Source organism: Arthrobacter sp. TMN-49 (assembly GCF_054511095.1).
Map to the genome: position 1 here is coordinate 1 of NZ_JBTNDH010000031.1, position 26,844 is coordinate 26,844.

The 26,844-nt window shown below is 63.4% G+C and carries 23 protein-coding genes and 1 tRNA gene; 21 read left to right on the plus strand and 3 right to left on the minus strand.

Annotation, left to right across the window (positions count from 1 at the left end):
- Positions 1-278 precede the first annotated feature (278 nt).
- The 20 genes from ACX80E_RS13485 to ACX80E_RS13580 all read left to right on the plus strand — a co-directional run bounded on the left by ACX80E_RS13485 (position 279) and on the right by ACX80E_RS13580 (position 22,539).
- A complete protein-coding gene (locus ACX80E_RS13485; RefSeq protein ID WP_459302514.1) occupies positions 279-1,487 on the plus strand; it encodes an amidohydrolase in 1,209 nt (402 codons plus the stop codon).
- Between the two features lie 327 nt (positions 1,488-1,814).
- Positions 1,815-2,924, plus strand: coding sequence for a BMP family lipoprotein (locus tag ACX80E_RS13490; RefSeq protein ID WP_459302516.1), 1,110 nt, complete (start codon positions 1,815-1,817; stop codon positions 2,922-2,924).
- A 176-nt stretch (positions 2,925-3,100) separates the two neighbouring features.
- Positions 3,101-4,681: an ABC transporter ATP-binding protein gene (locus ACX80E_RS13495; protein ID WP_459302517.1), complete on the plus strand. Its 1,581-nt coding sequence runs from the start codon at positions 3,101-3,103 to the stop codon at positions 4,679-4,681.
- The gene (locus ACX80E_RS13500) at positions 4,678-5,922 is read left to right on the plus strand and encodes an ABC transporter permease (RefSeq protein ID WP_459302518.1); all 1,245 of its coding nucleotides are present in this window, start codon (positions 4,678-4,680) and stop codon (positions 5,920-5,922) included. Before ACX80E_RS13495 ends, ACX80E_RS13500 begins: the two co-directional genes overlap by 4 nt.
- On the plus strand, positions 5,919-7,214 hold the full coding sequence (locus tag ACX80E_RS13505; RefSeq protein WP_459302519.1) for an ABC transporter permease: 1,296 nt from the start codon (positions 5,919-5,921) through the stop codon (positions 7,212-7,214). Before ACX80E_RS13500 ends, ACX80E_RS13505 begins: the two co-directional genes overlap by 4 nt.
- Before the next feature lie 4 nt (positions 7,215-7,218).
- Positions 7,219-7,629, plus strand: coding sequence for a cytidine deaminase (locus ACX80E_RS13510; RefSeq protein ID WP_459302520.1), 411 nt, complete (start codon positions 7,219-7,221; stop codon positions 7,627-7,629).
- Positions 7,626-8,942 (plus strand): thymidine phosphorylase, encoded by a 1,317-nt coding sequence (locus tag ACX80E_RS13515; protein ID WP_459302521.1) that lies wholly within the window; start codon positions 7,626-7,628, stop codon positions 8,940-8,942. Before ACX80E_RS13510 ends, ACX80E_RS13515 begins: the two co-directional genes overlap by 4 nt.
- 175 nt (positions 8,943-9,117) lie before the next feature.
- Entirely contained in the window at positions 9,118-10,062 is a 945-nt protein-coding gene (locus tag ACX80E_RS13520) for a DedA family protein (protein WP_459302552.1), read from the plus strand.
- Between the two features lie 33 nt (positions 10,063-10,095).
- Positions 10,096-11,322: an adenosine deaminase gene (locus tag ACX80E_RS13525; RefSeq protein WP_459302522.1), complete on the plus strand. Its 1,227-nt coding sequence runs from the start codon at positions 10,096-10,098 to the stop codon at positions 11,320-11,322.
- On the plus strand, positions 11,312-12,043 hold the full coding sequence (locus ACX80E_RS13530) for a MazG nucleotide pyrophosphohydrolase domain-containing protein (protein WP_459302523.1): 732 nt from the start codon (positions 11,312-11,314) through the stop codon (positions 12,041-12,043). Before ACX80E_RS13525 ends, ACX80E_RS13530 begins: the two co-directional genes overlap by 11 nt.
- 267 nt (positions 12,044-12,310) lie before the next feature.
- Entirely contained in the window at positions 12,311-13,591 is a 1,281-nt protein-coding gene (eno, locus tag ACX80E_RS13535) for a phosphopyruvate hydratase (RefSeq protein WP_459302524.1), read from the plus strand.
- 212 nt (positions 13,592-13,803) lie between these two features.
- A complete protein-coding gene (locus ACX80E_RS13540) occupies positions 13,804-14,490 on the plus strand; it encodes an FtsB family cell division protein (RefSeq protein WP_459302525.1) in 687 nt (228 codons plus the stop codon).
- 135 nt (positions 14,491-14,625) lie between these two features.
- Positions 14,626-15,273, plus strand: coding sequence for a DUF501 domain-containing protein (locus ACX80E_RS13545; protein ID WP_459302526.1), 648 nt, complete (start codon positions 14,626-14,628; stop codon positions 15,271-15,273).
- 49 nt (positions 15,274-15,322) lie between these two features.
- Positions 15,323-16,276 (plus strand): Ppx/GppA phosphatase family protein, encoded by a 954-nt coding sequence (locus ACX80E_RS13550; RefSeq protein WP_459302527.1) that lies wholly within the window; start codon positions 15,323-15,325, stop codon positions 16,274-16,276.
- Positions 16,277-16,304: 28 nt separating this feature from the next.
- Positions 16,305-17,804: a S8 family serine peptidase gene (locus ACX80E_RS13555; RefSeq protein WP_459302528.1), complete on the plus strand. Its 1,500-nt coding sequence runs from the start codon at positions 16,305-16,307 to the stop codon at positions 17,802-17,804.
- Between the two features lie 218 nt (positions 17,805-18,022).
- Positions 18,023-19,459: an NAD(P)/FAD-dependent oxidoreductase gene (locus ACX80E_RS13560; RefSeq protein ID WP_459302529.1), complete on the plus strand. Its 1,437-nt coding sequence runs from the start codon at positions 18,023-18,025 to the stop codon at positions 19,457-19,459.
- A gap of 155 nt (positions 19,460-19,614) precedes the next feature.
- Positions 19,615-20,115 (plus strand): GNAT family N-acetyltransferase, encoded by a 501-nt coding sequence (locus tag ACX80E_RS13565; protein WP_459302530.1) that lies wholly within the window; start codon positions 19,615-19,617, stop codon positions 20,113-20,115.
- Between the two features lie 69 nt (positions 20,116-20,184).
- Positions 20,185-20,257: transfer RNA gene (locus tag ACX80E_RS13570), tRNA-Leu, on the plus strand.
- A 125-nt stretch (positions 20,258-20,382) separates the two neighbouring features.
- Positions 20,383-21,228 carry a Bax inhibitor-1/YccA family protein gene (locus tag ACX80E_RS13575; protein ID WP_459302531.1) on the plus strand — a complete coding sequence of 282 codons (846 nt, stop codon included), beginning with the start codon at positions 20,383-20,385 and terminating at the stop codon, positions 21,226-21,228.
- A 123-nt stretch (positions 21,229-21,351) separates the two neighbouring features.
- Positions 21,352-22,539: a TerC family protein gene (locus tag ACX80E_RS13580; protein WP_459302532.1), complete on the plus strand. Its 1,188-nt coding sequence runs from the start codon at positions 21,352-21,354 to the stop codon at positions 22,537-22,539.
- Between the two features lie 87 nt (positions 22,540-22,626).
- Here the strand turns inward: ACX80E_RS13580 and galK are convergent, their stop codons facing one another.
- Genes galK through ACX80E_RS13595 form a run of 3 tightly spaced genes read right to left on the minus strand, consistent with a single transcriptional unit; the run spans position 22,627 to position 25,729 of the window.
- Positions 22,627-23,787, minus strand: a complete 1,161-nt coding sequence (gene galK, locus ACX80E_RS13585) for a galactokinase (RefSeq protein ID WP_459302533.1) — start codon at positions 23,785-23,787, stop codon at positions 22,627-22,629.
- Positions 23,784-24,902, minus strand: coding sequence for a galactose-1-phosphate uridylyltransferase (galT, locus tag ACX80E_RS13590; RefSeq protein ID WP_459302534.1), 1,119 nt, complete (start codon positions 24,900-24,902; stop codon positions 23,784-23,786). Before galT ends, galK begins: the two co-directional genes overlap by 4 nt.
- Positions 24,899-25,729 carry a DeoR/GlpR family DNA-binding transcription regulator gene (locus ACX80E_RS13595; RefSeq protein WP_459302535.1) on the minus strand — a complete coding sequence of 277 codons (831 nt, stop codon included), beginning with the start codon at positions 25,727-25,729 and terminating at the stop codon, positions 24,899-24,901. Before ACX80E_RS13595 ends, galT begins: the two co-directional genes overlap by 4 nt.
- Positions 25,730-25,863: 134 nt before the next feature.
- Here ACX80E_RS13595 and ACX80E_RS13600 point away from each other — a divergent pair, with 134 nt between their 5' ends.
- Positions 25,864-26,799 carry an aldose 1-epimerase family protein gene (locus tag ACX80E_RS13600; protein ID WP_459302537.1) on the plus strand — a complete coding sequence of 312 codons (936 nt, stop codon included), beginning with the start codon at positions 25,864-25,866 and terminating at the stop codon, positions 26,797-26,799.
- The last annotated feature ends 45 nt before the right edge of the window (positions 26,800-26,844 follow it).

The window sequence follows — 26,844 nt, forward strand, 5'->3', positions numbered from 1 at the left end:
CTTCCGGTGATGACATTTTCTCTAAAAAAGCTTCATTAATTGATGAAGACTCCATCGGTATCGCAACTCCAAAAGGTATGGAGTGTTGCAACGATCCCTGTAACTCGCCGATCGTTGCAACAACTGCCACACAGATCGGCCGGTAAGTGCGACACGGATCGAGGGTGTCATAGATGGCGGCGGGCCCGTACGCAAATGGCCACCCGATTTTGGTGGCATTGTGTCATGCTGAGCAGTTAATGCCGCACCCGGGCACCGACATGGATAGAGTTTGAACTGTGCGCAATTACTCGCTGGAAACAGAACCGACGGAGCTGGTAGGCCCCTGGCTGGAACCTCTTCTTGACGAAGTCATCGACTTCCGACGGGACCTCCACGCCCACCCCGAGCTGTCCTTTCAGGAGTTCCGCACCACGGGCAAAATCTACGACCGTCTGGTGGCGGCCGGGCTTTCTCCGCGCCGCCTTGACGGTACCGGGGTCATAGTCGATGTGGGCGAAGGGCCCATTACGACGGCGCTGCGCGGGGACATTGACGCCCTGCCCATTGTGGAGGAGACGGGGCTGCCGTTTGCCTCCCGCAACCATGGCGTAACCCACGGCTGCGGCCACGACTTCCACACGGCGTCCATGCTGGGTGTGGCCCTGGTCTTAGCCACAATGCACCAGCACACCCCGTTGGGTGGGCGGGTGCGGATCATTTTCCAGCCGGCCGAAGAGACCATGCCCGGCGGCGCGTTGTCCTGCATCGATCAGGGCGCCCTTGACGGGGTGCCGCGGATTCTGGCCTTGCACTGTGACCCGCGCGTTGAGGTGGGCAAGATTGGGACGCGCATCGGCCCCATCACCAGTGCCTCCGACACCATCAAGATTGAACTCTCCGGCCGCGGCGGTCACACCTCCCGCCCGCACCTGACGGAGGACCTGGTGTTTGCGTTAGCACAAATTGCCATCAGTGTCCCCGCGGTGCTGTCGCGCCGCGTCGATGTGCGCAGCGGCGTCTCCGTGGTGTGGGGGCAGATCCATGCCGGCTCGGCACCCAACGCCATCCCCGGGAGCGGTGTCATGAGCGGCACCATGCGCTGCCTTGACCGTGAGGCCTGGCATTCGGCCGGGGAACTCCTGGACGACGTCGTTCAGCAGGTAGCTGCCCCGTTTGGTGTTGATGTGCACCTAGAACACACCCGCGGAGTGCCGCCGGTGGTCAACTCCGAACACGAGACGGCAGTGATTGAAGCAGCCGCCCGCGCCGAATTGGGTGAGGACTCCGTCGTGTTGGCGCCGCAGTCCATGGGTGGGGAAGATTTTGCCTGGTTCCTGCAGGGCATTCCGGGTTCCCTGATGCGCTTGGGGACCCACGTGCCGGGCGGGGAAGAATATGACCTGCACCGGGGGGACTACATTGTGGATGAACGCGCCCTGTCGGTGGGGATCCGGGTGCTGTGCGCGGCGGCCCTGCGCACCTTGCGGGCCCCTTCCGAACTGTAGTCAGCCGGGCACGCTGGCCGGTTCGGAAGTATAGCGCAAACAGTGGCTTGAAGCGCTTGACGTGGACCGAGTCTTGCGACCTTTTTCAGGTTAATTCTGCCCTTGTATAACGGTTCACCAACGATGCCCCGCGCAGCCCCCGGAGCCCTATCAGCTTGCGGTCCCGGAACACTAGTGTGATGAGCAGCACCGCAAGGCTGGGGTGCGTCGAGCTGCGCGGGTTGGCTCCACCTGCTGGACCTCCATGGCTCCGGTTGCGCTGGAGCGGACCCGTGACTATGTTGGGCGCCCGTCCTCCACTGCGGCCCTACACACCACGGAGGAATCTTGAAAAACCTGCTTCTGAACACTGCCAAGCGCGGGGCCCTTGTCGGAACTGTTGCAGTCAGCGCCGTTGCGCTGCTGCTCACCGGCTGCGGGGAGGCCCCGCCGGCACCCGGCGGCGGCACGGAGAATGCGGCTGCGGCCAATTTCCTGGGCTGCATCGTCTCGGACTCCGGCGGATTCGACGACCAGTCATTCAACCAGTCCTCCTACGAGGGCATGAAGAGCTCCGTCAAGAATCTGGGCATCAAGATGAAGGAAGCCCAGTCCGCCAGCACAGCGGACTTTGCGCCGAACTTGAGCCAAATGGCCAGCGCCGGCTGCAACATGACAGTCACTGTCGGCTTCCTGTTGGCAAAAGCCACCAAGGATGCGGCCAAGAACAACCCCGATCTGCACTATGCGATCGTCGATGACAACACCATCAAGGCTGACAACGTCAAGCCGGTGGTGTATGACACCGCCCAGGCCGCGTTCCTGGCCGGGTACGCCTCAGCTGCCGTGTCCAAGACGGGCAAGGTGGGCACCTTTGGTGGCATCAACATCCCCACCGTCACCATCTTCATGGACGGCTTCGCCGCCGGGGTGGAGTACTTCAACGAAAAGCAGGGCAAGGACGTCAAACTCCTGGGCTGGAACGCCGCCACCCAGCAGGGTTCCTTCGCCAACACCTTTGAGATCATCCAGGAGGGCACCAAGATCACCAACAACCTGATCTCCGAGGGTGCCGATGTTGTCATGCCCGTGGCCGGTCCGCTCGGCAAGGGTGCAGGGGACGCCATCTTGGCGGCCAACAAGGGCGGCAAGGACGTCAAGCTGGTGTGGGTTGACTCCGACGGCTTCCTGACGGCACCCACCTACAAGTCCATCCTGTTGACCTCGGTCATCAAGACCATGGGCGAAGCAGTGGAATCGATCATCGAAGATGATGTGAACGGCAGGTTCGACCCGACGCCGTACATTGGCACCCTGGATAACGGTGGCGTGGGACTGGCCCCGTTCCACGCTCTTGACACGGCCGTCAGCGCCGACACCAAGGCCCAGCTCGAGGAAATCAAGAAGGGCATCATCGACGGCTCCATCAAGGTCGAATCCAAGGCCAGCCCGAAGTAGCCCCACCGCCGCGGATGGCAGAGGGCAGCCCACCACGGGCGCTGACATCCCGCGCAGAACAGCTGGCGTCCGCGCCGACACACCGGAGGGATCCGGACGTGCCGGCGCGGACGTGCTGCTGGCACCCTTGACCCTGCACCAGTGACCATCCAACAAACCGCAGACGGGCATGAACGTTGAAACTAGAACTTCGGGGAATCACCAAGAGATTTGGCTCCTTCGTGGCGAACGACCACATCGACTTGGTGGTGGAATCCGGCGAGATCCACAGCCTGCTGGGCGAAAACGGGGCCGGGAAATCGACCCTGATGAACGTCTTGTATGGCCTGTACGAACCCTCCGCCGGGGAGATCCTCATCGACGACGTGCCGGTACGGTTCTCCGGCCCGGCGGACGCCATGGCGGCCGGCATCGGGATGGTGCACCAGCACTTCATGCTCGTGCCGGTGTTCACGGTGGCCGAAAACGTGGCCCTGGGTGCCGAATCGACCACCTTCGGCGGCGTCCTGAACCTGGCGGACACGCGCCAAAAGATCCGTGAGATCTCGGCAAGGTTCGGCTTCGACGTTGACCCCGACGCGCTGGTGGAGGAGCTCCCCGTGGGCGTCCAGCAGCGCGTGGAAATCATCAAGGCGCTGGTGCGCAACTCCAAAATCCTGATCCTGGATGAGCCCACAGCCGTGCTCACACCCCAGGAAACGGATGAGCTCATGGACATCATGGCCCAGTTGAAGGCCGGCGGCACCTCCATCGTGTTCATCTCCCACAAACTGCGTGAGGTCAAGGCCGTCTCGGACACCATCACTGTCATCCGCCGCGGCAAGGTGGTGGGCTCCGCGCCGCCGTCGACCCCCACCACCGAGCTGGCCGCCATGATGGTGGGCCGCACCGTCAACCTGACCCTGAACAAGGCCGCGGCCACCCCCGGCGATGTCACCTTCAGTGTCAACAACCTCACGGTGATGAACGACGCCGGCCAGAGACTTCTTGATGACGTCACCTTGATCGTGGCCCAGGGCGAGATCCTGGCCGTGGCAGGGGTGCAGGGCAACGGCCAGAGCGAACTGACAGAAGCTGTGCTCGGCCTGCAAAAGCACGTGCTGGGCTCCATCACCCTGGGCGGGACGGAATTGGTGGGCAAAAGCGTCCGCCAGATCCTCGATTCGGGCGTGGGTTTTGTGCCCGAGGACCGTCAGGACGACGGCCTGGTGGGCGAATTCTCGATCGCCGAGAACCTGGTCCTGGACCTGTACAAACACCCGCCATATTCTCGCCGCGGCACCATGAACCGCACGGCTGTGGCGAAAAACGCCGTGGACAAGGTCGCCGAATATGACGTCCGCGCGCAATCATCCCAGGATGCGGCGGACACCTTGTCCGGCGGAAACCAGCAGAAAGTGGTGCTGGCGCGGGAACTGTCCCGCCCCTTGAAACTGTTCATAGCCTCCCAACCGACCCGCGGCGTGGATGTGGGCTCCATCGAGTTCCTGCACAAACGCATCGTGGCCGAGCGTGATGCCGGAACTCCCGTGGTGATTGTCTCGACGGAACTCGATGAGGTGCTGGAACTGGCCGATAGGATCGCAGTACTCTTTGCTGGCCGCCTCATGGGCATTGTGCCCGGAAAATCCAGCCGGGCGTTGCTCGGGCTGATGATGGCCGGGTTGACCGCGGCAGAAGCACAGGAACAAATGGACGCGCAGGAGAATGACAGTGACGGCACAGGCACTTCCAACGGCACGGCGGTGCAGTCATGAGCGGGGTTGAGAGGGCAGCTTCGGCACCAACACCGGACGGTAAGGGCACAGTGGCTCAGGAGCCAACCCCGGCCAAGGAACGGCCCGGCAGCCAGCTGATGCGTGAGATCGTCAGCGGCAATGCCATGATCTCCGTGCTGGCGGTGGTGGTGGCGTTGGTCATTGGCGGTATTCTCATCGCGTTCACCGATACCCGGGTAACCACGGCGCTGGGGTACTTCTTCAGCGACCCGAGCGCCACCTTCAAGGCCATTTGGGCGGCGATTTCCGAGGCCTACGGGGCGCTGTGGCGCGGTGCCACCTACGATCCGAATTCGCGGACCTGGCAGGGCCGGCTGGGCATCTTTGAAACACTGACGTTCGCCACACCGCTGATCCTGTCCGGGCTGGCCGTGACGCTGGCGTTCAGGGTTGGCCTGTTCAACATTGGTGCCAAGGGTCAGATCATCATTGGCGCCACCTTTGCCGGGGTCGTTGGTTTCATGATCGAACTGCCGCCGGGCATCCACCTGATAGCAGTGGTCCTGGCAGGTGCCATCGGTGGTGCACTCTGGGGCGGCATTGCCGGCTTCCTGAAAGCGAAAACCGGTGCGCACGAGGTGATCGTGACGATCATGCTCAACTACATTGCCGTCTCCCTGGTGCTGTACTTGCTCAAGAACCCCCTGCGCGACCCCTCCAGCAGCAACCCCATCAGCCCGCCCATGCACGAAACAGCCATGTTTCCGCTGCTGCTGGGGCCCAACTACCGGGTGCATGCCGGACTCATTGTGGCAGTCCTGGCCGTCATTGTTGTTTCCTGGTTGCTGAACCGGTCCACCCTGGGCTTTGAGTACCGTGCCATCGGTGCCAACCCGCGCGCAGCCCGCACGGCGGGCATGCTGGTTTCCCGCGGCTACATCACCGTCATGCTGATCTCCGGTGCACTGGCCGGACTGGCCGGGGTGACCCAACTCGCCGGCACCGAAAAAACGCTGGATGCCGATATTGCCGGCAGCATCGGCTTTGATGCCATCACCGTGGCCCTGCTGGGCCGGTCCAAACCCTGGGGCACCTTCTTTGCGGCCCTGCTGTTTGGCGCGTTTAAGGCAGGCGGCACCTCCATGGCCATCAATGCCGACGTTTCCATTGACATTGTTGCCGTGGTGCAGTCCTTGATTGTGTTGTTCATCGCCGCCCCTCCCTTGATTCGCTCCATGTTCCGGATCAAGGCTGTTCCTCACGAAAGGCTCGCAGCATGAGCATCGCAGCCATGAGCGCTCCCGCCAAGGTGGTTGACGCCGTCGCCATCCGCAGCTGGAAGATGCCAATCCTGCTCGGCATCCTGGCCCTGTTCGCCGTCGTCGTATTCGTGGTGCTGGGCCCCAGCGGCACCGCCACGTTCAGGATTTCCCAGGACGACGACGCCTGGCAGGTCCCGGACCTGGTGCTGCCAGCCAAGGCCATGGGCATCATTGTTTCGATCGTGTGCATGGCGCTGGCGTATGTGGCCTACAGCCAAACCCGGGCAACCGGCAAGATCGCCAAATGGGTGCTCATGACGTTCACCATCGTGTTCGTGGTGGGTCTGATGGTGTGGATCATTGGGGGAACCACATCACAGAACATCACCCTGGTGGGCTTGTTCACCGGCGCCATGCTCATCACCACACCGCTCGTGTTTGGTGCCATGTCAGGTGTCCTGTCCGAACGGGCCGGGGTGGTGAACATTGCCATCGAGGGCCAGCTGCTGGCCGGTGCCTTCACGGCGGCGCTGGTTTCCTCCATCACCCACAACGCCTTTGCCGGGTTGTTCGCGGCAGCCGTGGCCGGTGTGCTGGTCTCGGCGATGCTGGCCTTGTTCAGCATCAAGTACGTGGTGAACCAAATCATTGTGGGCGTGGTGCTGAACGTTTTGGTGTCCGGCCTGACAGGGTTCCTGTTTGAAAAGGTCATGACGACCAAGGTGGACGGGGTCACCGTCTACAATCAGCCGGCCCAGCTGCCGGGCATCCCGATTCCGGTGCTGTCCGAAATCCCCATCATCGGGCCCACCTTGTTCCGGCAGTCACTCATCGGCTACCTGATGCTGATAGTTGTCGTGGCCCTGTGGTTTGGCCTGTTCCGCACCCGGTGGGGGCTGCGGGTGCGGGCCGTGGGCGAACACCCCAAGGCGGCCGACACCGTGGGCATCAACGTCAACCGCACCCGCGTGATCAACGTGCTCGCCGGCGGCGCCGTGGCAGGGGTCGGTGGCGCGTACTTCACACTGGTGGCCGTCAGCAGTTTCAGCAAGGACATGACCGGCGGGCTGGGCTTCATCGCCCTCGCCGCACTCATTTTTGGCCGGTGGAACCCGATCGGTGCAGCACTGGCCGCCCTGCTGTTTGGTGTGGCCGGCAACCTGCAAAGTATTCTCTCGCTGGCCGGGACCCCCATCGACGGCCAGTTCCTGGCCATGCTGCCGTACGCGCTGACCATCTTGGCAGTGTCCGGATTCGTGGGCAAAGCCATGGCCCCGGCGGCCGACGGCCAACCCTATGTCAAGGAGTGACAGGATGAACACTGACATGTTCGACGTCGACTGGGACGTTTTGCAGGTCGCTGCGGCAGGCGCCGCTGAGCACGCCTACGCCCCCTATTCGGGGTTCCGGGTGGGTGCGGCGGCGTTGCTTGACTCCGGCACCATCGTCACGGGCTGCAATGTTGAAAATGCCAGCTACGGGCTCACGCTGTGCGCCGAAACCACCATGGTGGGGGCGCTGCGGCTCGACGGCGGCGGGCTAATCCGGGCGTTTTACTGTGTTGACGCGGACGGCGGTGTTTTGATGCCCTGCGGGCGGTGCCGGCAGGTCCTCTACGAATTCCGTGCCCCCGGGATGGTGCTGATGACCACCCGCGGCGTCCAAACCATGGAGCAAGTGCTTCCGGACGCGTTCGGGCCCGAGACGCTGGGGCACAAGCCATGACCGCGCCCACGGGAACGGCTTTTGACGCTGTCGACGTCATTCGCACCAAGCGTGACGGTGGCACGTTGAGTCAGGGACAAATCGCGTGGACCATTGACGCGTACACGCGCGGCGCCATCGCCGAGGAACAAATGGCGGCACTGACCATGGCCATCCTGCTCAACGGCATGGACAGGACCGAAACCTCGCAGTGGACTGCCGCCATGATTGACTCGGGCGAGCGGCTGGACTTTTCCGCCCTCCGCACCCCGTCGGGGGAGCGCCTGCGCACCACCGACAAGCACTCCACCGGTGGGGTGGGGGATAAGATCACCTTGCCGCTGGCGCCCCTGGTGGCGGTCTTTGGTGCAGCCGTCCCGCAGTTGTCCGGGCGGGGCCTGGGGCACACCGGCGGCACGTTGGATAAGTTGGAGGCCATCCCCGGATGGCGGGCCAGTGTGAGCAATGCCGAGATGATGCGCCAACTCTCCGACGTGGGCGCCGTGATCTGTGCCGCCGGTGACGGGCTGGCCCCGGCCGACAAAAAGCTGTACGCCCTGCGCGATGTCACGGGCACTGTCGAATCCATCCCGCTCATCGCCTCCTCGATCATGAGCAAGAAGATTGCCGAAGGCACCCAGGCACTGGTCCTGGACGTCAAGGTTGGCTCCGGTGCGTTCATGAAAAATGTCGAAACGGCCAGGGAACTGGCCCGGACCATGGTGGCCCTGGGCCAGGATGCGGGCGTCAACACCGTGGCGCTGTTGACCGATATGAGCACACCCCTGGGCTTGACCGCTGGCAACGCCATCGAAGTTCAGGAGGCCGTGGAGGTGTTGGCCGGTGGCGGCCCGGACGACGTCGTGCAGCTGACGGTGCAGCTGGCCGTGGAAATGCTGGACGCGGCAGGTATTCGGGGCACCGATCCGGGGGCTGCCCTCAAGGATGGCCGGGCCATGGACGTGTGGCGGCGCATGATTCGCGCCCAGGGTGGGGACCCGCACGCGGCACTGCCCGTGGCCCGGGAATCCGAGGTCATGTACGCCGAATCCAGCGGTGTGGTGCAGAGCATGGACGCCATGGCTGTCGGTGTTGCCGCGTGGCGCCTCGGCGCCGGGCGCAGCCGACGCGAAGACATTGTTCAGGCGGGGGCCGGGGTGCGGCTGCACGCCAAGCCCGGCACGCAGGTGCGGGCGGGCCAGCCGCTGATGACACTGCTCACTGACACACCGGAAAAATTTGACCGGGCCAAGGAGGCGTTGACGGGCGCCGTGACGATCGCCGCGGCGGATTCCCACGTGCCCGGCAGCCTGATCATTGACAGGATTGCTTGAGGTGACGCTTCCCGGCGGGCACCACCAAGACCGGAACTGTCTCATGGTCTGTAGTCCCATGGTGTGAGCATCGCGGTCAGATCTAGTCCTTCGGGTGGATACCAGAGCGGACGCGGTCGTGGCAAACTTAGGGCAGACAACTACCACAGGAGAGGAACCATTCGCTGTGGATTTCATGCACGTCGTGGGGCAGATCAACAATGTGATCGATCATTCGGCAGCCCAATGGTGGGTGATCCCGCTAGTGAGCTTGTTTTGCCTCATCGACGGATTCTTCCTCTTCTTACCCAGCGAGACTGCCATTGTGGCACTCGCCTCCGTTTCGGCCAAAACCGGGTACCCCAATATTTGGTTGTTGATGCTTGGTGCGTCCATTGGCGCCATCATTGGCGACAACATTGCGTATTTCCTGGGCCGCAAGCTCGGCACCACACGCTTCAATTGGATGCGCCGGCCGCGCGGGGCCAGGGCGTTTGCCTGGGCCGGCAAGGAACTGGAAAAGCGTGGCGCCATCTTGATTTTCACCGCCCGCTACATTCCGGTGGGCAGAATTGCCGTGAATTTCACCGCCGGGGCCACCTACTTCCCGTGGCGCCGCTTCGCGTTGCTGGACAGCATTGCCGTGGTGACGTGGGCGGGCTACTCAGTGGCCGTCGGGACGTTTGCCGGTGGCTGGGTCCATGACAACCCGCTGCTGGGGGTGGGCATTGCCATCACCTTCGCCGTCGTCATCGGGTTCGTGGTGGACCACGCCATGAAGTATCTTCACCACGTCCTGGAAAAGCGCGGAAAAGTGGCGCCTCGCCCGGAGCCCGGCCTGGCCGCAGCCCAGCACGCGCAGCGTGTCCAGGCGCTGGCGGAAGCCCAAGCCCAGCTTGAAGCGCACGTTTCCGAAGCAGCCGAACCGGCAGAGGAGCCTGCGGCAGCGCCTGCCACCGAGCCTGCGGCAGCGCCGGTTGCCGAGCCGGCAACCGAGCCGGCAACGGAGGCGGAGACTGAAGCTGACATCCCGGACACGCGGGCTCGGGCTGCCGGGCACGTGGTGCAGCCGCGAGTTCTCGCCAGCCGGGACGTCACCGTCGGTGCTGTGGCCGACGCATCCGGCGACGGCCCCAACTAGCGCAGCGCCCGTCTCATCCCTAGAGTGGGGATTGTGACTAACTCAACTTCAGAGCAAGCAGCCCAGCCCATCCCCGTTGTGGACCTCAAATCGTTGCCAAAGGTGTCCCTGCACGATCATCTGGACGGCGGTCTGCGCCCGGAGACCATCATTGAGCTAGCAGCCCACGTGGGTCATACGCTGCCAGCCACTGACCCGGCGGAACTACGCGACTGGTTTGTGCGTCAGGCCAGCACCGGTTCCCTGGAAAGCTACCTTGAAACGTTTGAGCACACTGTTGCGCTCATGCAGACTCACTCCGCCCTGGTCCGGGTGGCCCGGGAATTTGTTGAAGACCTGGCCGAGGACGGCGTCGTGTACGGGGAGGTGCGCTGGGCTCCTGAGCAGCACCTGCGGGCCGGGTTGAGCCTTGATGAGGCCGTCGAGGCCGTCCAGGTTGGCCTGGAAGAGGGCATGGATGCCGTGGACGAGGCCGGTGGCTACATTGAGGTGGGCCAGATCGTCACAGCCATGCGCCACGCCGACAGGGGCGCCGAAATTGCCCAGCTCGCCGTCCGCCACCGTGACAACGGCGTGGTGGGTTTTGACATTGCCGGCGCCGAGGACGGGTTCCTGGCCTCACGCTTCGCCGACGCTTTCACTTATTTGGCCGAGAACAACTTCCCCGTCACCGTCCACGCCGGTGAGGGCGCCGGCCTGGTCAGCATCCAGGACGCGCTGGTCCACGGCCGCGCCCTGCGCCTGGGCCACGGCGTGCGCATTGCCGAGGACATTCACCTGGACGTCCAACAGGAGGACGGGCACGACGTCGGCACCGTCACCTTGGGCGATTTGGCGCAGTGGGTGCGTGACCGGCAGATCCCGCTGGAACTGTGCCCGTCCTCGAACCTGCAGACAGGCGCCATCGCAGCCTTTGGCACCACCATCGCCGAACACCCGATCGACCTGCTGCACCAGCTGGGCTTCAACATCACCGTCAACACCGACAACAGGCTCATGGGCGGCACCTCCCTGACAGCCGAATTTGGGCTCCTGGTGGAGACGTTCGGCTACGGACTGGACACGGTGCTGGAGTTGACGTTGAACGCCGTGCACGCAACGTTCTTGCCCATTGAGGCCCGCGAACAACTGGCAGATTTCATCATCGAGCACTACGAGGACGCCATGGATGAGATGGCGGACTTTGAGGACTCCGACGACTTCGAGGGCTTCGACGGGTCCGAGGGATTCGAAGCGGACGATGACGAGATTGACGACTAGTTCCGCTCCCACTGCTGACAGGCGGGCCGCCTCCACCCAGCTGGAAATGGCCCGCCTTGTTGGCGTGATTGCCGCCCTGCGCGAGCATTGCCCCTGGACGGCCGCGCTGACCCACGATGCGCTCACCACGTACCTGCTGGAGGAGTCGTACGAACTCATCGAGGCCATTGAAACCGGCCACAGCGATCAAATATCCGGCGAACTCGGGGACATTCTGCTCCAGGTGGTGCTCCATGCCCGGCTGGCCCAGGAGGCCGGGCAGTTTGAGCTGGCCGACGTTGCCCGCGGGCTCAGCGACAAAATGATCCGCCGCAGCCCGCACGTCTTCCACGCCGACGGCACCCTGCAGAGTACTTTTCCGGCCGGCCTCGCCGAAATCGAGGCTAGCTGGGAGCGGGTCAAGGCCGAAGAACGGGCCGGCGCCGGTGACGCTGGAGCGGCGATTTTGGCGACATCGGCGACTTCGGCCGAAGCTGCCGGGCCCTTCGCCGGGATTCCGCGGTCGTTGCCGGCGCTGGCCATGGCGCAGAAGTCGCTGGAACGGGCTGCTCGGGCCGGACGTGGCGTTGTGCCATCGGCTATGAACCCGGGTGAGCACATTGACACTGAGGAGGAGCTCGGGAAGGTGCTGTTCGGCGTCGTGCAGGCAGCCCAAGAGCGCGGATTGGACGCCGAACGGGCGTTGCGGCGTGCCGTACGAGCTTTTCAGGAAGAAAACTAGCCAGCATCCTTGCTGACTTCGACTTCTGCGCTGCGTTGGCGGCCGTGGGCTGCGCCAGTGTGACACTGGCGCAAGCTACGGCGCTGACGGTGCGCTGAAGCAAAGTGAAGTGGCGGTTGGTGCTGCGGGGCCCAAATTCGTGAGGATTTCACCGCCTCAGTGCCGCCGTGAGCGTAGCAAAGAGTGCCCCGTCACGCCGTCGGCTACGATTGAGGCGACAGCGTGGTCGAACCGGTACTGTACAAAGCTGACTTTTAGGAGCAATACGTGGCACTTATTGAAGCCATTCATGCACGCGAAATTTTGGATTCCCGGGGAAACCCCACAGTCGAGGTTGAGGTTCTCCTCACCGACGGCGCGATGGGCCGTGCCGGTGTTCCCTCCGGTGCCTCCACCGGCGCCTTCGAGGCAGTGGAGCTCCGTGACGGCGACAAGGGCCGTTACCAGGGCAAGGGTGTTCTTCAGGCAGTCGAGGCTGTTTTGGAGGTCATCGCCCCGGAACTTGAGGGCATCGATGCCACCGATCAGCGCCTGATCGACTCCATGATGTTGGAACTTGACGGCACCGACAACAAGGGCAAGCTTGGCGCCAACGCCATCTTGGGTGTTTCCCTGGCCGTGGCCAGCGCCGCAGCCGAGTCCGCCGGCCTGCCGCTGTACCGCTACCTGGGCGGCCCCAACGCGCACGTACTGCCTGTTCCGTTGATGAACATCCTCAACGGCGGCTCACACGCCGACTCCGATGTGGACATCCAGGAATTCATGATTGTGCCCCTGGGTGCAGCCACGTTCTCCGAGGGTCTGCGCTGGGGTGTTGAGGTCTACCACAACCTCAAGGCTGTGCTGCAGGAAAAGGGCCTCTCCACCGGTTTGGGTGACGAGGGTGGCTTCGCGCCGAACCTGCCCTCCAACCGTGCAGCCCTTGACTTGATCCTGGAAGCGATCAAGCGTGCAGGCTACGAGGCAGGAACCGACATTGGCCTGGCCCTGGACGTTGCCTCCTCCGAGTTTTACAAGGAGGGTGCCTACCAGTTCGAGGGCAAGGCCCTGACTGCCGCCCAGATGAGCGCCTACTACGCCGAGCTCGTCGCCGACTACCCGCTCGTTTCCATCGAGGATCCCCTGGATGAGGACGACTGGGAAGGCTGGAAGACGCTGACCGACGCTATTGGCGAGAAGGTGCAGATTGTTGGCGATGACTTGTTCGTCACCAACCCCGAACGCCTCTCCCGCGGCATCGAGACCAAGACGGCCAACTCGCTGCTGGTCAAGGTCAACCAGATCGGTTCCCTGACGGAAACCCTGGACGCTGTGTCCATGGCCCAGCGCGCCGGCTACACCACCATCACCTCGCACCGCTCAGGCGAAACCGAGGACACCACCATTGCCGACATTTGCGTTGCCACCAACGCCGGTCAGATCAAGACAGGTGCCCCGGCCCGCTCCGAGCGCGTTGCCAAGTACAACCAGCTCCTGCGCATCGAAGAAGAACTCGATGACGCGGCACGCTACGCAGGCCGCAGCGCGTTCCCGCGTTTCAAGGGCTAACTAGCTGCACCGGCCGCGGTGGCCGCTGACGGAAAGAACCCTTTCCCGCAGCGGCCACCGCGGCTTTGCTGTCTCCGGCGCCGTCCCCGGCACCATCCCGGCACCATCCCCGGCGCCGTCCCCACCGCACGGCGGTGGCTTCCCGCACTGGCTGTCTGCAGCGCTTAGACTGGGGTGCAGCAGTTCATGATTGGGCGACGTTTAGGAGAAGCATGGCCACGCGACGGCCCTCAGTGCCTAACGCACAGTTCACCGCCGGTATGGGCGGTACCCCGGAACCGACGGCCACGCCCGTGGCTGCCCAGGACTCCGGCCCGGCCGAGTCACCGGCCACGCGGGCGCCCGGTTCAAGTGAGCCCCACACCCGGCAACGCGCCTCAGCACCGAACAGCCGCAACCGCCGGGACGGTGTCATCTACACGGCCGGCAACAGCCCGGTGCCTGCGCGCAGATTCTCCGGTCGGCTGTTGGTGCTGGGCCTGACCATGGGTGTTGTCACGGTGCTCCTGGCCCCCAATGTGCACACCTACCTGCAGCAACGGGCCGAGATTTCGGCGCTGCGCGCTGACATTGCGGCCAAGGAAGCCCAGCAGGGCGCCTATAGCGCCGAATTGCTGCGCTGGGACGACCCCGCCTACATCAAGCAGCAGGCCCGGGACCGGGTGAGCATGCTGATGCCGGGGGAGACGGGGTACTGGGTTTACGGTGCCAACGGTGTTGCAGCCACCCAGGATTCGGTGGACGCCGCCAAGGCTGCAGCCGTACAAGCCACCACAGCCAAGAAGGCCACGGAGGTCACTGTCGAACCGTGGGTGGATGCCTTGTGGGGGGCTGTGCAAAAGTCAGCGGAAGTCCAAGCACCCAAGGCCGTGGCCCCCGCCGCCAAGCCGACGCCGTGAGTGTTTTGGCAAATACTATGGCGTGGACTCCTTCACGCTAAAGTGGATGGTTGAACCCCACCGCACCACGACGTTCGGCGCGCACGTGTCAACCACTGCCGCCAGCATTGAAACAGTTCCATGAAAGGCCAAATCGTGCCCGCATCAGAAAGCTCCGCCACGGACGGGCGCGTCCCCACTGCCCAGGATCTGGACACCCTTAGCCGCCAACTCAACAGGCCTGTGCGCGACGTCGTGGAGATCCCGGCCCGCTGCGTGTGCGGCAACCCGTTGGTGGCCGCCACTGCGCCGCGGCTGAGCAACGGCATCCCGTTCCCCACCACTTTTTACCTCACGCACCCGGTGCTCACGGCGGCGGCCTCCCGGTTGGAAGCCGCCGGGCTGATGAATGAAATGACCGAAAGGCTGGCCGTCGACACGGAGTTGGCTGCCGCCTACCAGCACGCCCATGAGGCGTACCTTGCCGCCCGCGAAGCCATCGGCGAACGCGCCGGCACCGGCCCGGTCCCGGAGACGGCGGGAATTTCCGCCGGCGGCATGCCGACCCGCGTGAAATGCCTGCACGTGTTGATTGGGCACGCGCTGGCTGCCGGTCCCGGCGTGAACCCCCTGGGCGATGAAGTCCTTGCCGCTGTTGCGGAATGGTGGACGGCTGAGCGCTGCTACTGCGACGGTGCCTGGGACCACCAGGCGCCCGTGCCGCACAAGGACCTGAGCCGGCACGTCAAGCACTTGAATCAGCTCAAGAACGACGCGGTCAACGCCAGCACCACTGAGCGGTAGGGCCGGCAGCATCGAAGCCGTCCGTGACAAACCCCTGAAAGGCCATTCCATGCGTGTTGCCGCCATTGACTGCGGAACCAACTCCATCCGCCTGCTCATTGCAGACGTTGTCCCGGATAACCACGGCGGTGTGGTGCTCGATGATGTGCACCGTGAAATGCGCGTGGTCCGGCTCGGCCAGGGCGTGGATGTGAGCGGCATGCTTGCCGAGGAAGCGCTGGAGCGCACCTTCGCGGCGACTGAAGATTACGCCGCCTTGATTGCCGCCAATGCCGTGGAACGGGTGCGTTTCGTGGCAACCAGTGCCACGCGTGACGCCGGCAACAGGGACGTTTTTACGGCCGGGATCCAGACCCGGCTGGGTGTGGCTCCGGAAGTTGTCAGCGGCGCCGAGGAGGCGGGCCTGTCCTTTGCCGGGGCAGCCAGTGTCCTGCCGACTGCGGCGAACCGGAACATTCTTGTGGTGGACCTTGGCGGTGGCAGCACCGAGTTCGTCATTGGCAACTCAGCAGGTGTCGGCGGCGCACTCAGCACAGACATGGGCTGCGTGCGTTTCACCGAAAGGTACCTGCAAAGCGACCCGCCCACGGCCACCCAAATCGCTGCGGCGCAGCACGCCATCGAAGAAAAACTTGATGAGGTGATCGCCGCCATCGCCCTCGACCAGGTCGATGAGGTGGTGGGAGTGGCAGGGTCCATCACCACCATCACGGCCCACGCGCTCGGGTTGGCGAGCTACCAGAGCGAGGTGATTCATGCCGCCGTCGTACCTCTTGAGAGGATCGACGCCGCAGCCTCGGAGTTGCTCGCCATGACACGCGCCCAGCGGGCTGAGCTTGGCTTCATGCATCCGGGCCGGGTGGACGTCATTGGGGCCGGCGCGCTCATTTGGCGCACCGTGCTGCGCAGGGTGGCAGCGCTCAACGCCGGGCGGCTGGAATCGGTAACCACCAGCGAACACGATATTCTTGACGGAATTGCCCTGGGTGCTGCTAAAAACTGACCCCTCCCCTTACAGGAATCGAGTATTCATGGAGTCTGCCCCCCGGTTACGGACCGTTACTGCCGCGCTCATGACCCTTGCCTTGGCTGGTTCCTTGGCGCTCATGGCGGCCCCGGCAGCATCGGCTGATGACATTCGCAACCGGCAATACTGGTTGGCACAGTCAGGGGTGAAGAAGGCCTGGGAGGTATCCCAGGGCGCGGGAGTGAAAATTGCCATCATCGACAGCGGCATCGACAAATCCCACAAAGACCTTGCGGGGGCTGTGGTGGGCGGCACGGACATTTCCGGGGCAGGATCCGCCGACGGCAGCAAGGGCGTGGGTGCCGAGCCCGAGCACGGCACACTGGTGGCCAGCATGCTGGCCGGGCGTGGCCACAGTTCCAGCACCGCCTCGGCCAAGCCCAGCAAGGGCGCCAAACCGAGCAGCACGGCACCGGCTAAGGACGCGGTGGGTGCAGGCCCCGACGGGGTGATTGGTGTGGCGCCCCAGGCCGAACTGCTCAGCGTATCTGTCTGGTTGGGCAGCGAAAACCCCTCCGGAAAGACCATTGACGACCAGATTCCGGCAGCAGTCCGGTGGGCTGTAGACCAAGGTGCCAAGGTCATCAACATGTCCCTGGGCAGCACCTCAACATCCTGGCCGCAAAGCTGGGATGAGGCGTTTGCCTACGCCGAAGCCAAGGACGTTGTCATTGTGGCGGCGGCCGGCAACCGCAAATCCGGCAGCGAACAGGTGGGGGCTCCGGCCACCATTCCCGGGATCCTGGCTGTGGGCGGTTTGGACAAGGACGGCACGGCCAGTATCGATTCGTCCTCACAAGGCATCAGCATCGGTGTCAGCGCTCCGGCCGAGGACCTGGTGGGTGGGCTGCCGGGCGGCGGCTACGCGCACTGGAACGGCACCAGCGGTGCTGCGCCCATAGTCTCGGGTGTGGCCGCCTTGATCAGGGCAAAGTACCCTGACATGTCAGCAGCCCAAGTCATCAACCGCATCATCACCACCGCCAAGCCCAAGGGCGAGGGCCTGCCTAACGCCATCTACGGTTACGGGATTCTTGATGCGAAGGCCGCCCTGAGCGAGGAGGTGCCCGTGGTGGAGAAGAACCCGCTGGGCAGCCTTGCCGAGTGGATTCGTGTGCACCGGCGTGGCGCGGTGGTGCAACCCACCAACGGTCACCCAGCCACCTCGGTGCCCCAGCCCAAGCCAACGTTGTCCGAGCACAACGCTCCAGTTGCCCTCCCTGCCGCGGAGCTTTCAAGTGCTGCGCCACGGGTCTTGGTGCTGGGTTCTCTGGGCCTGTTCGTCGTCATTGCGGCAGCCGGTGGCACCCATCTGTTCCTGGCCCGGCGTCGGCTGACGGTGGCCCAGGCTGCCGGGGGTGCCGATTCCGGCGCGGGTGCCTGGGGCGCCCACGCCCACGATTCCGACGATTCCGACGATTCCGGTGCGGGCGCGGGCGCACAGGCCGCCCACGGTGAATCCTTGCCTCATAGACGAGACGTCCGAACGGGCCACAAACACTAGCCCGCCTGCTCGTGCTTGCTCCTTCCCCTTCGCCTTCACCTGCTCCTGCTCCTGCCCCGTGAACGTACAGTAGATGCTGATGTTTGCTCTCAACATCAGCATTATCTGTACGTTCACGGGGTGGGATTGTGGCACACTCCCCGGTCCGGGCACGAGTCCGTTACGCCGTCGTGAAGCGGGTTAGTGAATATTTTCACAAACAGCGCTATTATGGTTCTATGGCAATCACACCCACCTTTTCAGCACGTCCGCGCGTCCTCGTAGTTGGCGGCGGCTACGTCGGCCTTTACGCGGCGCTCAACCTGCAGAAGAAGATCGCGAAGTCCGGTGGCATTGTCACCCTCGTTGATCCGCTGCCCTACATGACGTACCAGCCGTTCCTGCCCGAGGTGGCCGGCGGCAACATTGAGGCCCGCCACGCGGTGGTGTCCCACCGCATGCACCTGAAGGAAACCGAGCTCATCCAGGGCTCCGTGACCAGCATCGACCACGAGAACCGCACAGCAGTCATTGCTCCGGTTGACGGTGCCACCCCGTTCGAACTGCCCTACCACGACGTGGTCATTGCAGCCGGTGCCGTCACCCGCACCTTCCCGATCAAGGGCCTGGCCGAGTCGGGCATTGGCTTGAAGACCATTGAAGAAGCTGTTGCCCTGCGCAACCAGGTACTCTCCCTCATCGAACAGGCTTCCACGGAAACTGATCCCGAGCTGCGTAAGCGTCATCTGACGTTCGTTGTGGTGGGTGGCGGCTTCGCCGGCATTGAAACCATCGCCGAGCTCGAGGACATGGCCCGCGCGGCCGTCAAGCTGAACAACCGCGTTGAGCTGTCCGAGCTGCGCTTTGTGCTGGTTGAGGCCATGGGCCGGATCATGCCCGAGGTCACCGAGTCCCAGGCCCTGTGGGTTGTGGAGCACTTGCGCAGCCGCGGCGTTGAGGTTCTGTTGAACACCTCGCTGGACAACGCTGAGAACAACAACCTCAAGCTCATCAACCTGCCGGACAAGTCCATCGCCCAGGAATTTGATGCCGACACGCTCATCTGGACGGCAGGCGTCATGGCCAACCCCATGGTGCGCTCCACTGACTTCCCGATCGAGCCTCGCGGCCGCGTTTCGGTCAACGTCAACCTGCAGATCACCGGCGAATTCGGTGTCATCCCGAACGCCTGGGCTGCCGGCGACGTTGCTGCAGTGCCGGACGTCACAGGCGGCCTGCCCGATGGCACCTGTGTCCCCAACGCCCAGCACGCCCTGCGCCAGGCCAAGCGCCTTGCAAAGAACCTGTGGGCGAGCCGTTTCAACAAGCCGCTGACCGGCTACAAGCACAAGAACCTTGGTGCCGTGGCCGGCTTCGGCGAGTGGAAGGGTGTTGCCAAGATCATGGGCATCCAGCTCAAGGGCCCCCTGGCCTGGTTGGCGCACCGCGGCTACCACGGCCTGGCCATGCCCACGTTTGAGCGCAAGTTCCGCGTGATCATGGACTGGTTCGTTGCGTTCTTCGCCGGCCGCGACCTGGCCCAGCTCGAATTCTTGGACAACCCGCGCCGCGCCTTCGTCACGGCAGCCAACCCGGCCCCGAAGCCTGCCGCCAAGCCGGCCGAGACGGCCCCGGTAGCCGAGCCGGTCAAGGAAGAGGCTACTGCCGCCAAGTAGCAAACACCGCCCGGGCCAGTCATGGCCCGGGCACCGCGGCGGCCCGCACCACAGCTTGCACCACAGCTGCGGGGCGGGCCGTTTTCGTGTGCTCACCGGCCCGTGACGCTCTGACGTCCCGGTTCTCGCTCAGGCGGGGGCACTAGACTGCTTTGATGATCATCAGACGCGAGCATGCCGGGGACAGGCCCGAAATCTTGGCCCTGGTCGAGGCCGCCTTTCCCGAACCTGTCGAGGCCAAGCTGCTCCGCGAGCTGTTTGCCGCACGGGAGTACATCCCGGACTTATCGCTCGTGGCGGAGTCGGACAGGGGTGAGGTTCTAGGTCACGTGATCACCACCCGTGGCTGGATTGGGGCGGCGCCGTCGCTGGGTTTGGGTCCCATAGCGGTGCTGCCGGCGTATCAGGGTCAAGGAATCGGATCGGCCTTGATGAACGCCACCATCGCCCAAGCAAACACCATGGGGGAATCGACCCTGGTACTGCTGGGCAGCACGGACTACTATCCCCGCTTTGGTTTCGTGCCCGCAGATTCCCTGGGCATCATCTCCCCGGACCCATCGTGGGGATCACACTTCATGGCCCTGGCGCTGAATGCTTTCACAGCCGGTTTGCATGGACACTTCAAATACGCAAAGCCCTTCAACGCCCTTTGAGCCCCAGTTTCTTTAGCGGGCGGCCCATCCAGTAATGTTGATAGCAGCTGGAGCGTCCAGACCAGCTAGGCCCCAGTAGCCCAATGGCAGAGGCACCAGACTTAAAATCTGTTCAGTGTCGGTTCGAGTCCGACCTGGGGTACCTACACACCACGCCGTCCATGGTGGTTTCCACAGGAATCCGGGAACAAAAACGGTAGTTCGAACGTATTACTAAGTACTGCTAGAGAACGTTTTTTGACCACTCATTCGTAAGGAATCAGAACAATGGCACTTGGTGGAAATCCGGTTTTTGCCAACAACAAGAACTTCAAGGACACGCCGTCGGGACAGCGCGGCTACGTCAACGGCGGGGCCGACACCATGGCCGCGCAGGCGCAGTTCTCCGCTGAACAGTTGCAAGACATGTATAACAAGCCTGCCGCGAATGCCTCGCAAACGGGTCGCATGAGCTATGACGACGTCATCATGAAGACAGTCCTCACCCTTGGCCTGGTGCTGGTTGGCGCAGCCTTGGGCTGGATGGTGCCGGTGCTGATGTGGCCGGGCATGATCGTTGGCCTGGTGTTGGGATTGGTGAACGCCTTCAAGAAGGAACCATCACCGGCCCTGATTCTGGGCTATGCCGTGTTCGAGGGCATGTTCCTGGGCGCCCTGACCGGTGTGCTTGAAGCACAATTCCCCGGTATTGCCATTCAGGCCCTGCTGGGCACGCTCAGCGTGTTCCTGGTGACCCTGGTGCTGTTCCGCAACGCCAAGGTCCGCGCCACTCCGAAGATGATGCGTTTCTTCATCATCGCCATGGCTGGCTACGCGCTGTTCTCGCTGGTCAACTTCTTCCTCATGATGTTCAATGTCACCACCACCCCGTGGGGCATGAACGGCATGGACATTCCCGGCACCAACATCCCCTTCGGTGTGGTGATTGGCCTGCTGGCCATTGGTCTGGCTGCCTTCTCGCTCATCGTGGACTTCACGTCCATCGAAAAGGGTGTCCAAAACGGCTTGCCTTCTAAATACTCCTGGACGGCAGCCTTTGGCCTGACAGTGACTCTTGTGTGGCTGTACGTGGAGATCCTGCGCCTGCTGGCCATCCTGCGAGGCAACGACTAAATCCGGCCCAGGCCCTTCATAACACCGGCAGTTGCCCGACCCCTGGCTGCAGGGGCCGGGCACTGTTCAAATTTTTTCAGGAATATGGCAGAACTTGCCCCACGTCACTAGCGAAAGTACCTCATGACTGTTTCACCCCTGATTTGGGGCATTACCATTGTGGTCATTTTGGCCCTATTGGCCTTTGACTACTTCTTCCACATCCGCAAGGCGCATATTCCCACCCTGCGCGAAGCAGCCATCTGGTCCTCCATCTACGTTGGCCTTGCCGTTGTTTTCGGCATCGCTGTGTTTGTCTTCGGTGGCGCCACCATGGGTGGCGAGTACTTTGCCGGCTATATCACCGAAAAGGCATTGAGCGTTGACAACCTGTTTGTCTTCTTGGTCATCATGGCCAGCTTCAAGGTTCCCCGCGAGGATCAGCAGAAGGTTCTGCTCTTCGGCATTGTCTTCGCCCTGATCGCACGCACCGGTTTCATCTTTGCCGGTGCCGCGTTGATCAACACCTGGTCCTGGATGTTCTACATCTTTGGCATCATCTTGCTCATCACGGCAGGCAACCTGCTCAAGGAAGAAGACGGCAGCGATGAAGGCGCCGATAACTTCATCATCAAGTTGGCTAAGCGCCTCTTCAATACCTCCGAGCACTACGATGGCGACAAGCTCGTCACCAAGATCGATGGCAAGAAGGTCCTTACCCCGATGCTGCTGGTCATGGTCGCCATTGGTGGCACCGACCTGCTCTTCGCCCTGGACTCCATTCCGGCCATCTTCGGGCTGACCCAGAACGTTTACATTGTCTTCACGGCAACGGCGTTCTCCCTGATGGGTCTGCGCCAGCTGTACTTCCTGCTGGATGGATTGCTGGATCGCTTGATCTACCTCTCCTACGGCCTGGCCGCTATTCTGGCCTTCATCGGTGTGAAGCTGGTGCTGCACGCCTTGCACGAGAACAACTTGCCGTTCATCAACAACGGCGAGCACGTAAACGTCTTTGAGATCTCCACGAGCCTTTCCCTGACGGTCATCATCGGGGTCCTGGTCGTCACGGTGGTGGCTTCCCTGGTGAGCAAGTCCGGCAAGGCCCAGACGGTCCTCAACAACGCCCGTCGCCATGCTGAAAGCTACTCGAACCTGGAATACACGGCTGATCCGGCCGAGCGTGAGCGCGTGTACAGCCTGCTCATGGTCGAGGAAAAGACCATCCAGACCATGGAGCCGAAGTACCGCGACAAGCACAAGGACTCCGAAGAGATCCTCGAGCAGATCGCCAAAACGCACGAGCTGCACCAGGACTTCCTGGGCAAGTAGCCCCCGCTTAAACAACTGGCCCGCAGAAAACGGCGAAAATACCCACGAATTCGTGAATTTTCGCCGTTTACTGCGGGCCAGTTGTGGTTAGCGGACCCGGCGTGCCCCGGGGGCCGGGGAGACGGCAAAGATGTCCGGTGCGGTGAAACCAGCGTCGGCAAAGGCCTGCCCCACATTGGCGCGGACCGTGGCCTCCGCCGTGGCCGGGATCAGCGCGATGGCGGATCCGCCAAAGCCGCCGCCGGTCATGCGTGCCCCGAGGGCGCCTTGGGCCAGGGCAGTGTCCACGGCAAGATCCAGCTCCGGGCAGGAGATCTCAAAGTCATCGCGCATCGACACATGACTGGCGGTGAGCAGCGCACCAATGGCGGCCGGACCGGCGTCGTCCAATACCTCAACAGTGTCCAACACGCGCTGGTTCTCCGTGATGATGTGGCGGATTCGCCTGTACGTCTCGTCGTCCAAAAGCCCCGCGGCCTCGGGCAGGTCGGCCGCAACAACGTCGCGCAGGGCGGCAACGCCGAGCACCTGCGCGCCCAGCTCGCAGGAGGCGCGGCGGGCAGCATAGCCGCCTGTTGCGTGCGCGTGGCTGACCCGGGTATCCACCACCAGGATGAGCAGCCCGGCGGCAGCCAAGTCCAGCGGCACCAGCGTGGATTCCTGCGTGCGGCAGTCCAGGAACACGGCATGGCCGTCGGTGGATAACAACGACGCCGACTGGTCAAGGATGCCTGTCGGGGCACCCACCACCTCGTTCTCGGCACGCTGGCCCACCAGCACCAGCTCATTGGGGCTCAGCCCCGCCGACTCAAGCTCGTTGAACGCGGTGGCAACCGCGCACTCGATGGCCGCCGAGGAGGACAGGCCGGCCCCGGAGGGCACCGATGAATGCAGGTACAGGTCAAAGCCGCCAATCGCGATGCCCATCTGGCGCATGACCCACACCACGCCCAGCGGGTATGCCGTCCAGCCGCTCATGGTGTCGTGCGACAGGGCGTTCAAGTCAACGCTGATGGTTATCTGCTCACCAATGCTGGACCGCAGCCGGGCAACGTTGTCATCACGCAAACGGATGGCCACTACCGCGGCACGGTCAATGGCGAAGGGGAGCACAAAACCTTCGTTGTAGTCGGTGTGCTCGCCAATGAGATTGACCCGGCCGGGCGCCGCCCAAACTCCGTCTGGGGCCGCGCCAAACGTGTCCTGGAAGGCCTGAGCCACCTGGGCCGCGTCGATCGAGGCACTCATGCCACTCCTGCTTTCGTTGCTGTGGAGGTGTTGCGCAGTACTGCGGCGGTTTGCTCCGGTGTGGTGTCGTTGATGAAGGCGCCCATGGCGGCCTCGGAGCCGGCCAGGAACTTCAGCTTGTCAGCTGCCCGGCGCGGTGAGGTGAGCTCCAGATGGAACCGGCCGGCGGGGCGCAGTTGTGCGTCCAAGGGTGCCTGGTGCCAGGCGGCAATGTACGGGGTGGGCGTGTCGTACAGGTTGTCCAGGCGCCGCAGCACGTCAAGGTACATGAGCGCCAATTCGTCCCGTTCGGCGTCGCTGAGGGCGGTAAAGTCCGGGACGTGGCGGTGCGGGGTCAGGTGGATTTCCAGGGGCATGTGCGCGGCAAAGGGCACGTAGGCGCTGAAGTGCTCGCCCTGGGCGATCATCCGCTCACCGGATTCGGACTCCTTGGCCACAATGTCACCGAGCAAGGTGGCCCGGCCGTTGTGCGCGTCAAAGAACGTCCGGGCCGCCGTGGCCATGACCTCGCTGCGCGGCGGCACATAGGAGTACGCGTAGATTTGGCCGTGCGGGTGGTGCAAGGTCACACCAATGTCCTGGCCGCGGTTTTCAAAGGGGAAAACTTGCTTGACACCGGGGAGTGCACTGAGTGCCTCCGTCCTGTGCGCCCACGCGTCGATGACTGTGCGGGCACGCTCGGCGGACAGTCCGCCAAAGGAGCCCGTGTGCTCAGGGGTGAACGCAACCACCTCGCACCGGCCAAAGGCCCGTCCCGTGGTTCCCCAGCCGGGGCTGGCCGGTATGGCACCAACGGCCGGACCCAGGGACGGGAAACGGTTCTCAAACACTGCCACGTCATACGCCGAGTCCGGGATCTCGGAGAGGTTTGCCCCCGTGGTGGGGCAGAGCGGGCACTGGTCGGCAGGGGGCAGGTAGGTGCGGGTCTGGCGGTGTGCGGCAATGGCCACCCAGTCGCCGGTGAGGGCGTCGAAACGCAGCTCGCCCGTGTTCTCCTGCGAACGGGCATCCAGTGGACGGCTGTCGACGCCAACATGCTCCTTGGCCAATCCGCCGTCGTCGAAGTAAATGAGCTCCCGGCCATCGGCGAGAAGCGTGGTGGTGGCAATGGTCATGAGGACTTCCTGAGGGGAGCGGTGGCGGGCTGCGCCGCCGCTGGCGGGGCCTTGATGAAGTGTTGTACGAGCGGGGTGAACTGCTCGGCGGTCAGTGCGTTGACGGCGTCGTCGGTGATGATGGTGTCCACGGCACTCAGGGGCGCTATGGCAGCAAGGGAACGGACGTGGAATTTGGTGCTGTCGGCCAGAATGACCAAACGCGCGGCGCCGTCGATGAACGCCGCATTGGTCTCCGCCTCCAACCAGTTGGGGCTGCTCAGGCCACGATCGGCATCCAGACCGTGCACGCCCATGAAGCAAATATCTGTGTTCAGGCTGCCCAGCGCCAGGCGGGCCACGGGGCCCACGAGCGCCTCCGACGGCGTACGCTCACCGCCTGTGACAATGACCTTCAAATCCGAGGTGCCTTGTTGGCGGTATAGAAGATCGGCAACTTTCAAGGAGTTGGTGACCACTGTGAGAGTACGCAGCCGTTCCAGTTCGTGGCCCAGCAGCACGGACAGCTGGTACGTGGTGGTGCCGCCGGTCATGGCCAAGGTCATGCCGGGCTGGATGAGGGCCAACGCCTGCGTGGCGATGGCCAGCTTGCCCTCAAGCTGCTTGTCAACGTTGAGCAGAAAGCCGGGCTCCAGTGCGCTCAGGCGGGCCAGGCGCATGGCTCCGCCGTGAATCTTGCGGGCCAGTCCGTTCTGATCCAGGGCCTCGATGTCGCGCCGGATGGTCATCTCACTCACGTTGAGCGTTGCCGCAATATCTGCAACGCGCACAGCCTCATGAAGTTGCAGCTCCTTCAGGATGCGTGCCTGACGTTCCGGTGCCAGCATAGGAGACCTCCCGATAAAAGTGATCAAAATAAGTAGTTTTCAAACAAAATCTTACATTAGCGTGGGTTGTTTGTGCAGTCACCCGGCAAGAAATCCGGTAAGTTCTCCGCGGCCGAGGCGGTAATCTATTCCCCATGACAACTCCCATTCAAACCACGGGACTCCGGGCGGCCACAGGATCACAGTTCACCTTGGTGCGTGGTGATGCTACGGCCATTATTACCTCCCTGGCGGCCGGACTGCGCCACTATGACAAGGGTGGGGTGGCTCTGGTGGAGAGCTATCCGCTCGATGCCATAGCGCCCGGTGCCGCCGGAATCACGTTGGCGCCGTTCGCGAATCGGGTGGATGGCGGGCTGTGGGAGCTCGACGGCGTGGCACAGCAGCTGGACATCACCGAGGTTCCGCGCAACAACGCCATTCACGGGTTGTTGCGCAACATGGGCTACACGGCGTTGGAGCACACCCCGACGCATGTGCTCCTGGAAGCCACCATCCACCCCCAGCACGGCTACCCGTTCCTGGCCCGGCACCAGGTCCGCTATGAGCTGGGCGGGGCCGGGGAACTCCGTGTTGCCCAGACGCTCATCAACGATTCCGCCAGGCCGGCACCCTGTGTTCTGGGCGCCCACCCGTATCTCACCCTTGGCACGGTGGCTCCGGAGCAGTTGAGCATCACCGTCAAAGCGGCCAGCTACCTGAGCGCCAACAGCCGCATGATTCCCACCGGCACCGCGCAGGTCACCGGGCGTTATGATCTGCGTGCCGGCAAGGCAGTCCCGGTTTCGATGATGGACACGTGCTTCACGGAGTTGGTGACTGACGACGGCGTTGCCCGGCACACGCTGAGCGCTGCGGACGGTCGCAGCGTAAGTTTGTTCCACGACGGCACCGTCACCCACGTGCATGTGTACATCACCGACAACTTCCCGGGGCGCTCACTCGCGGTGGCCATGGAGCCGATGTCCGGGCCGGCCAATGCGTTTAATTCCGGCGACGGCCTGAGATGGCTGGCGGCCGGGGAGTCCTTCACCATGAACTGGGGGATTGACTCCCAGCTGGCCGTTTAGCCGCCCGCTTAGGCGCCCGTTTCATCCCCGTTTAGGCGCCCGGCA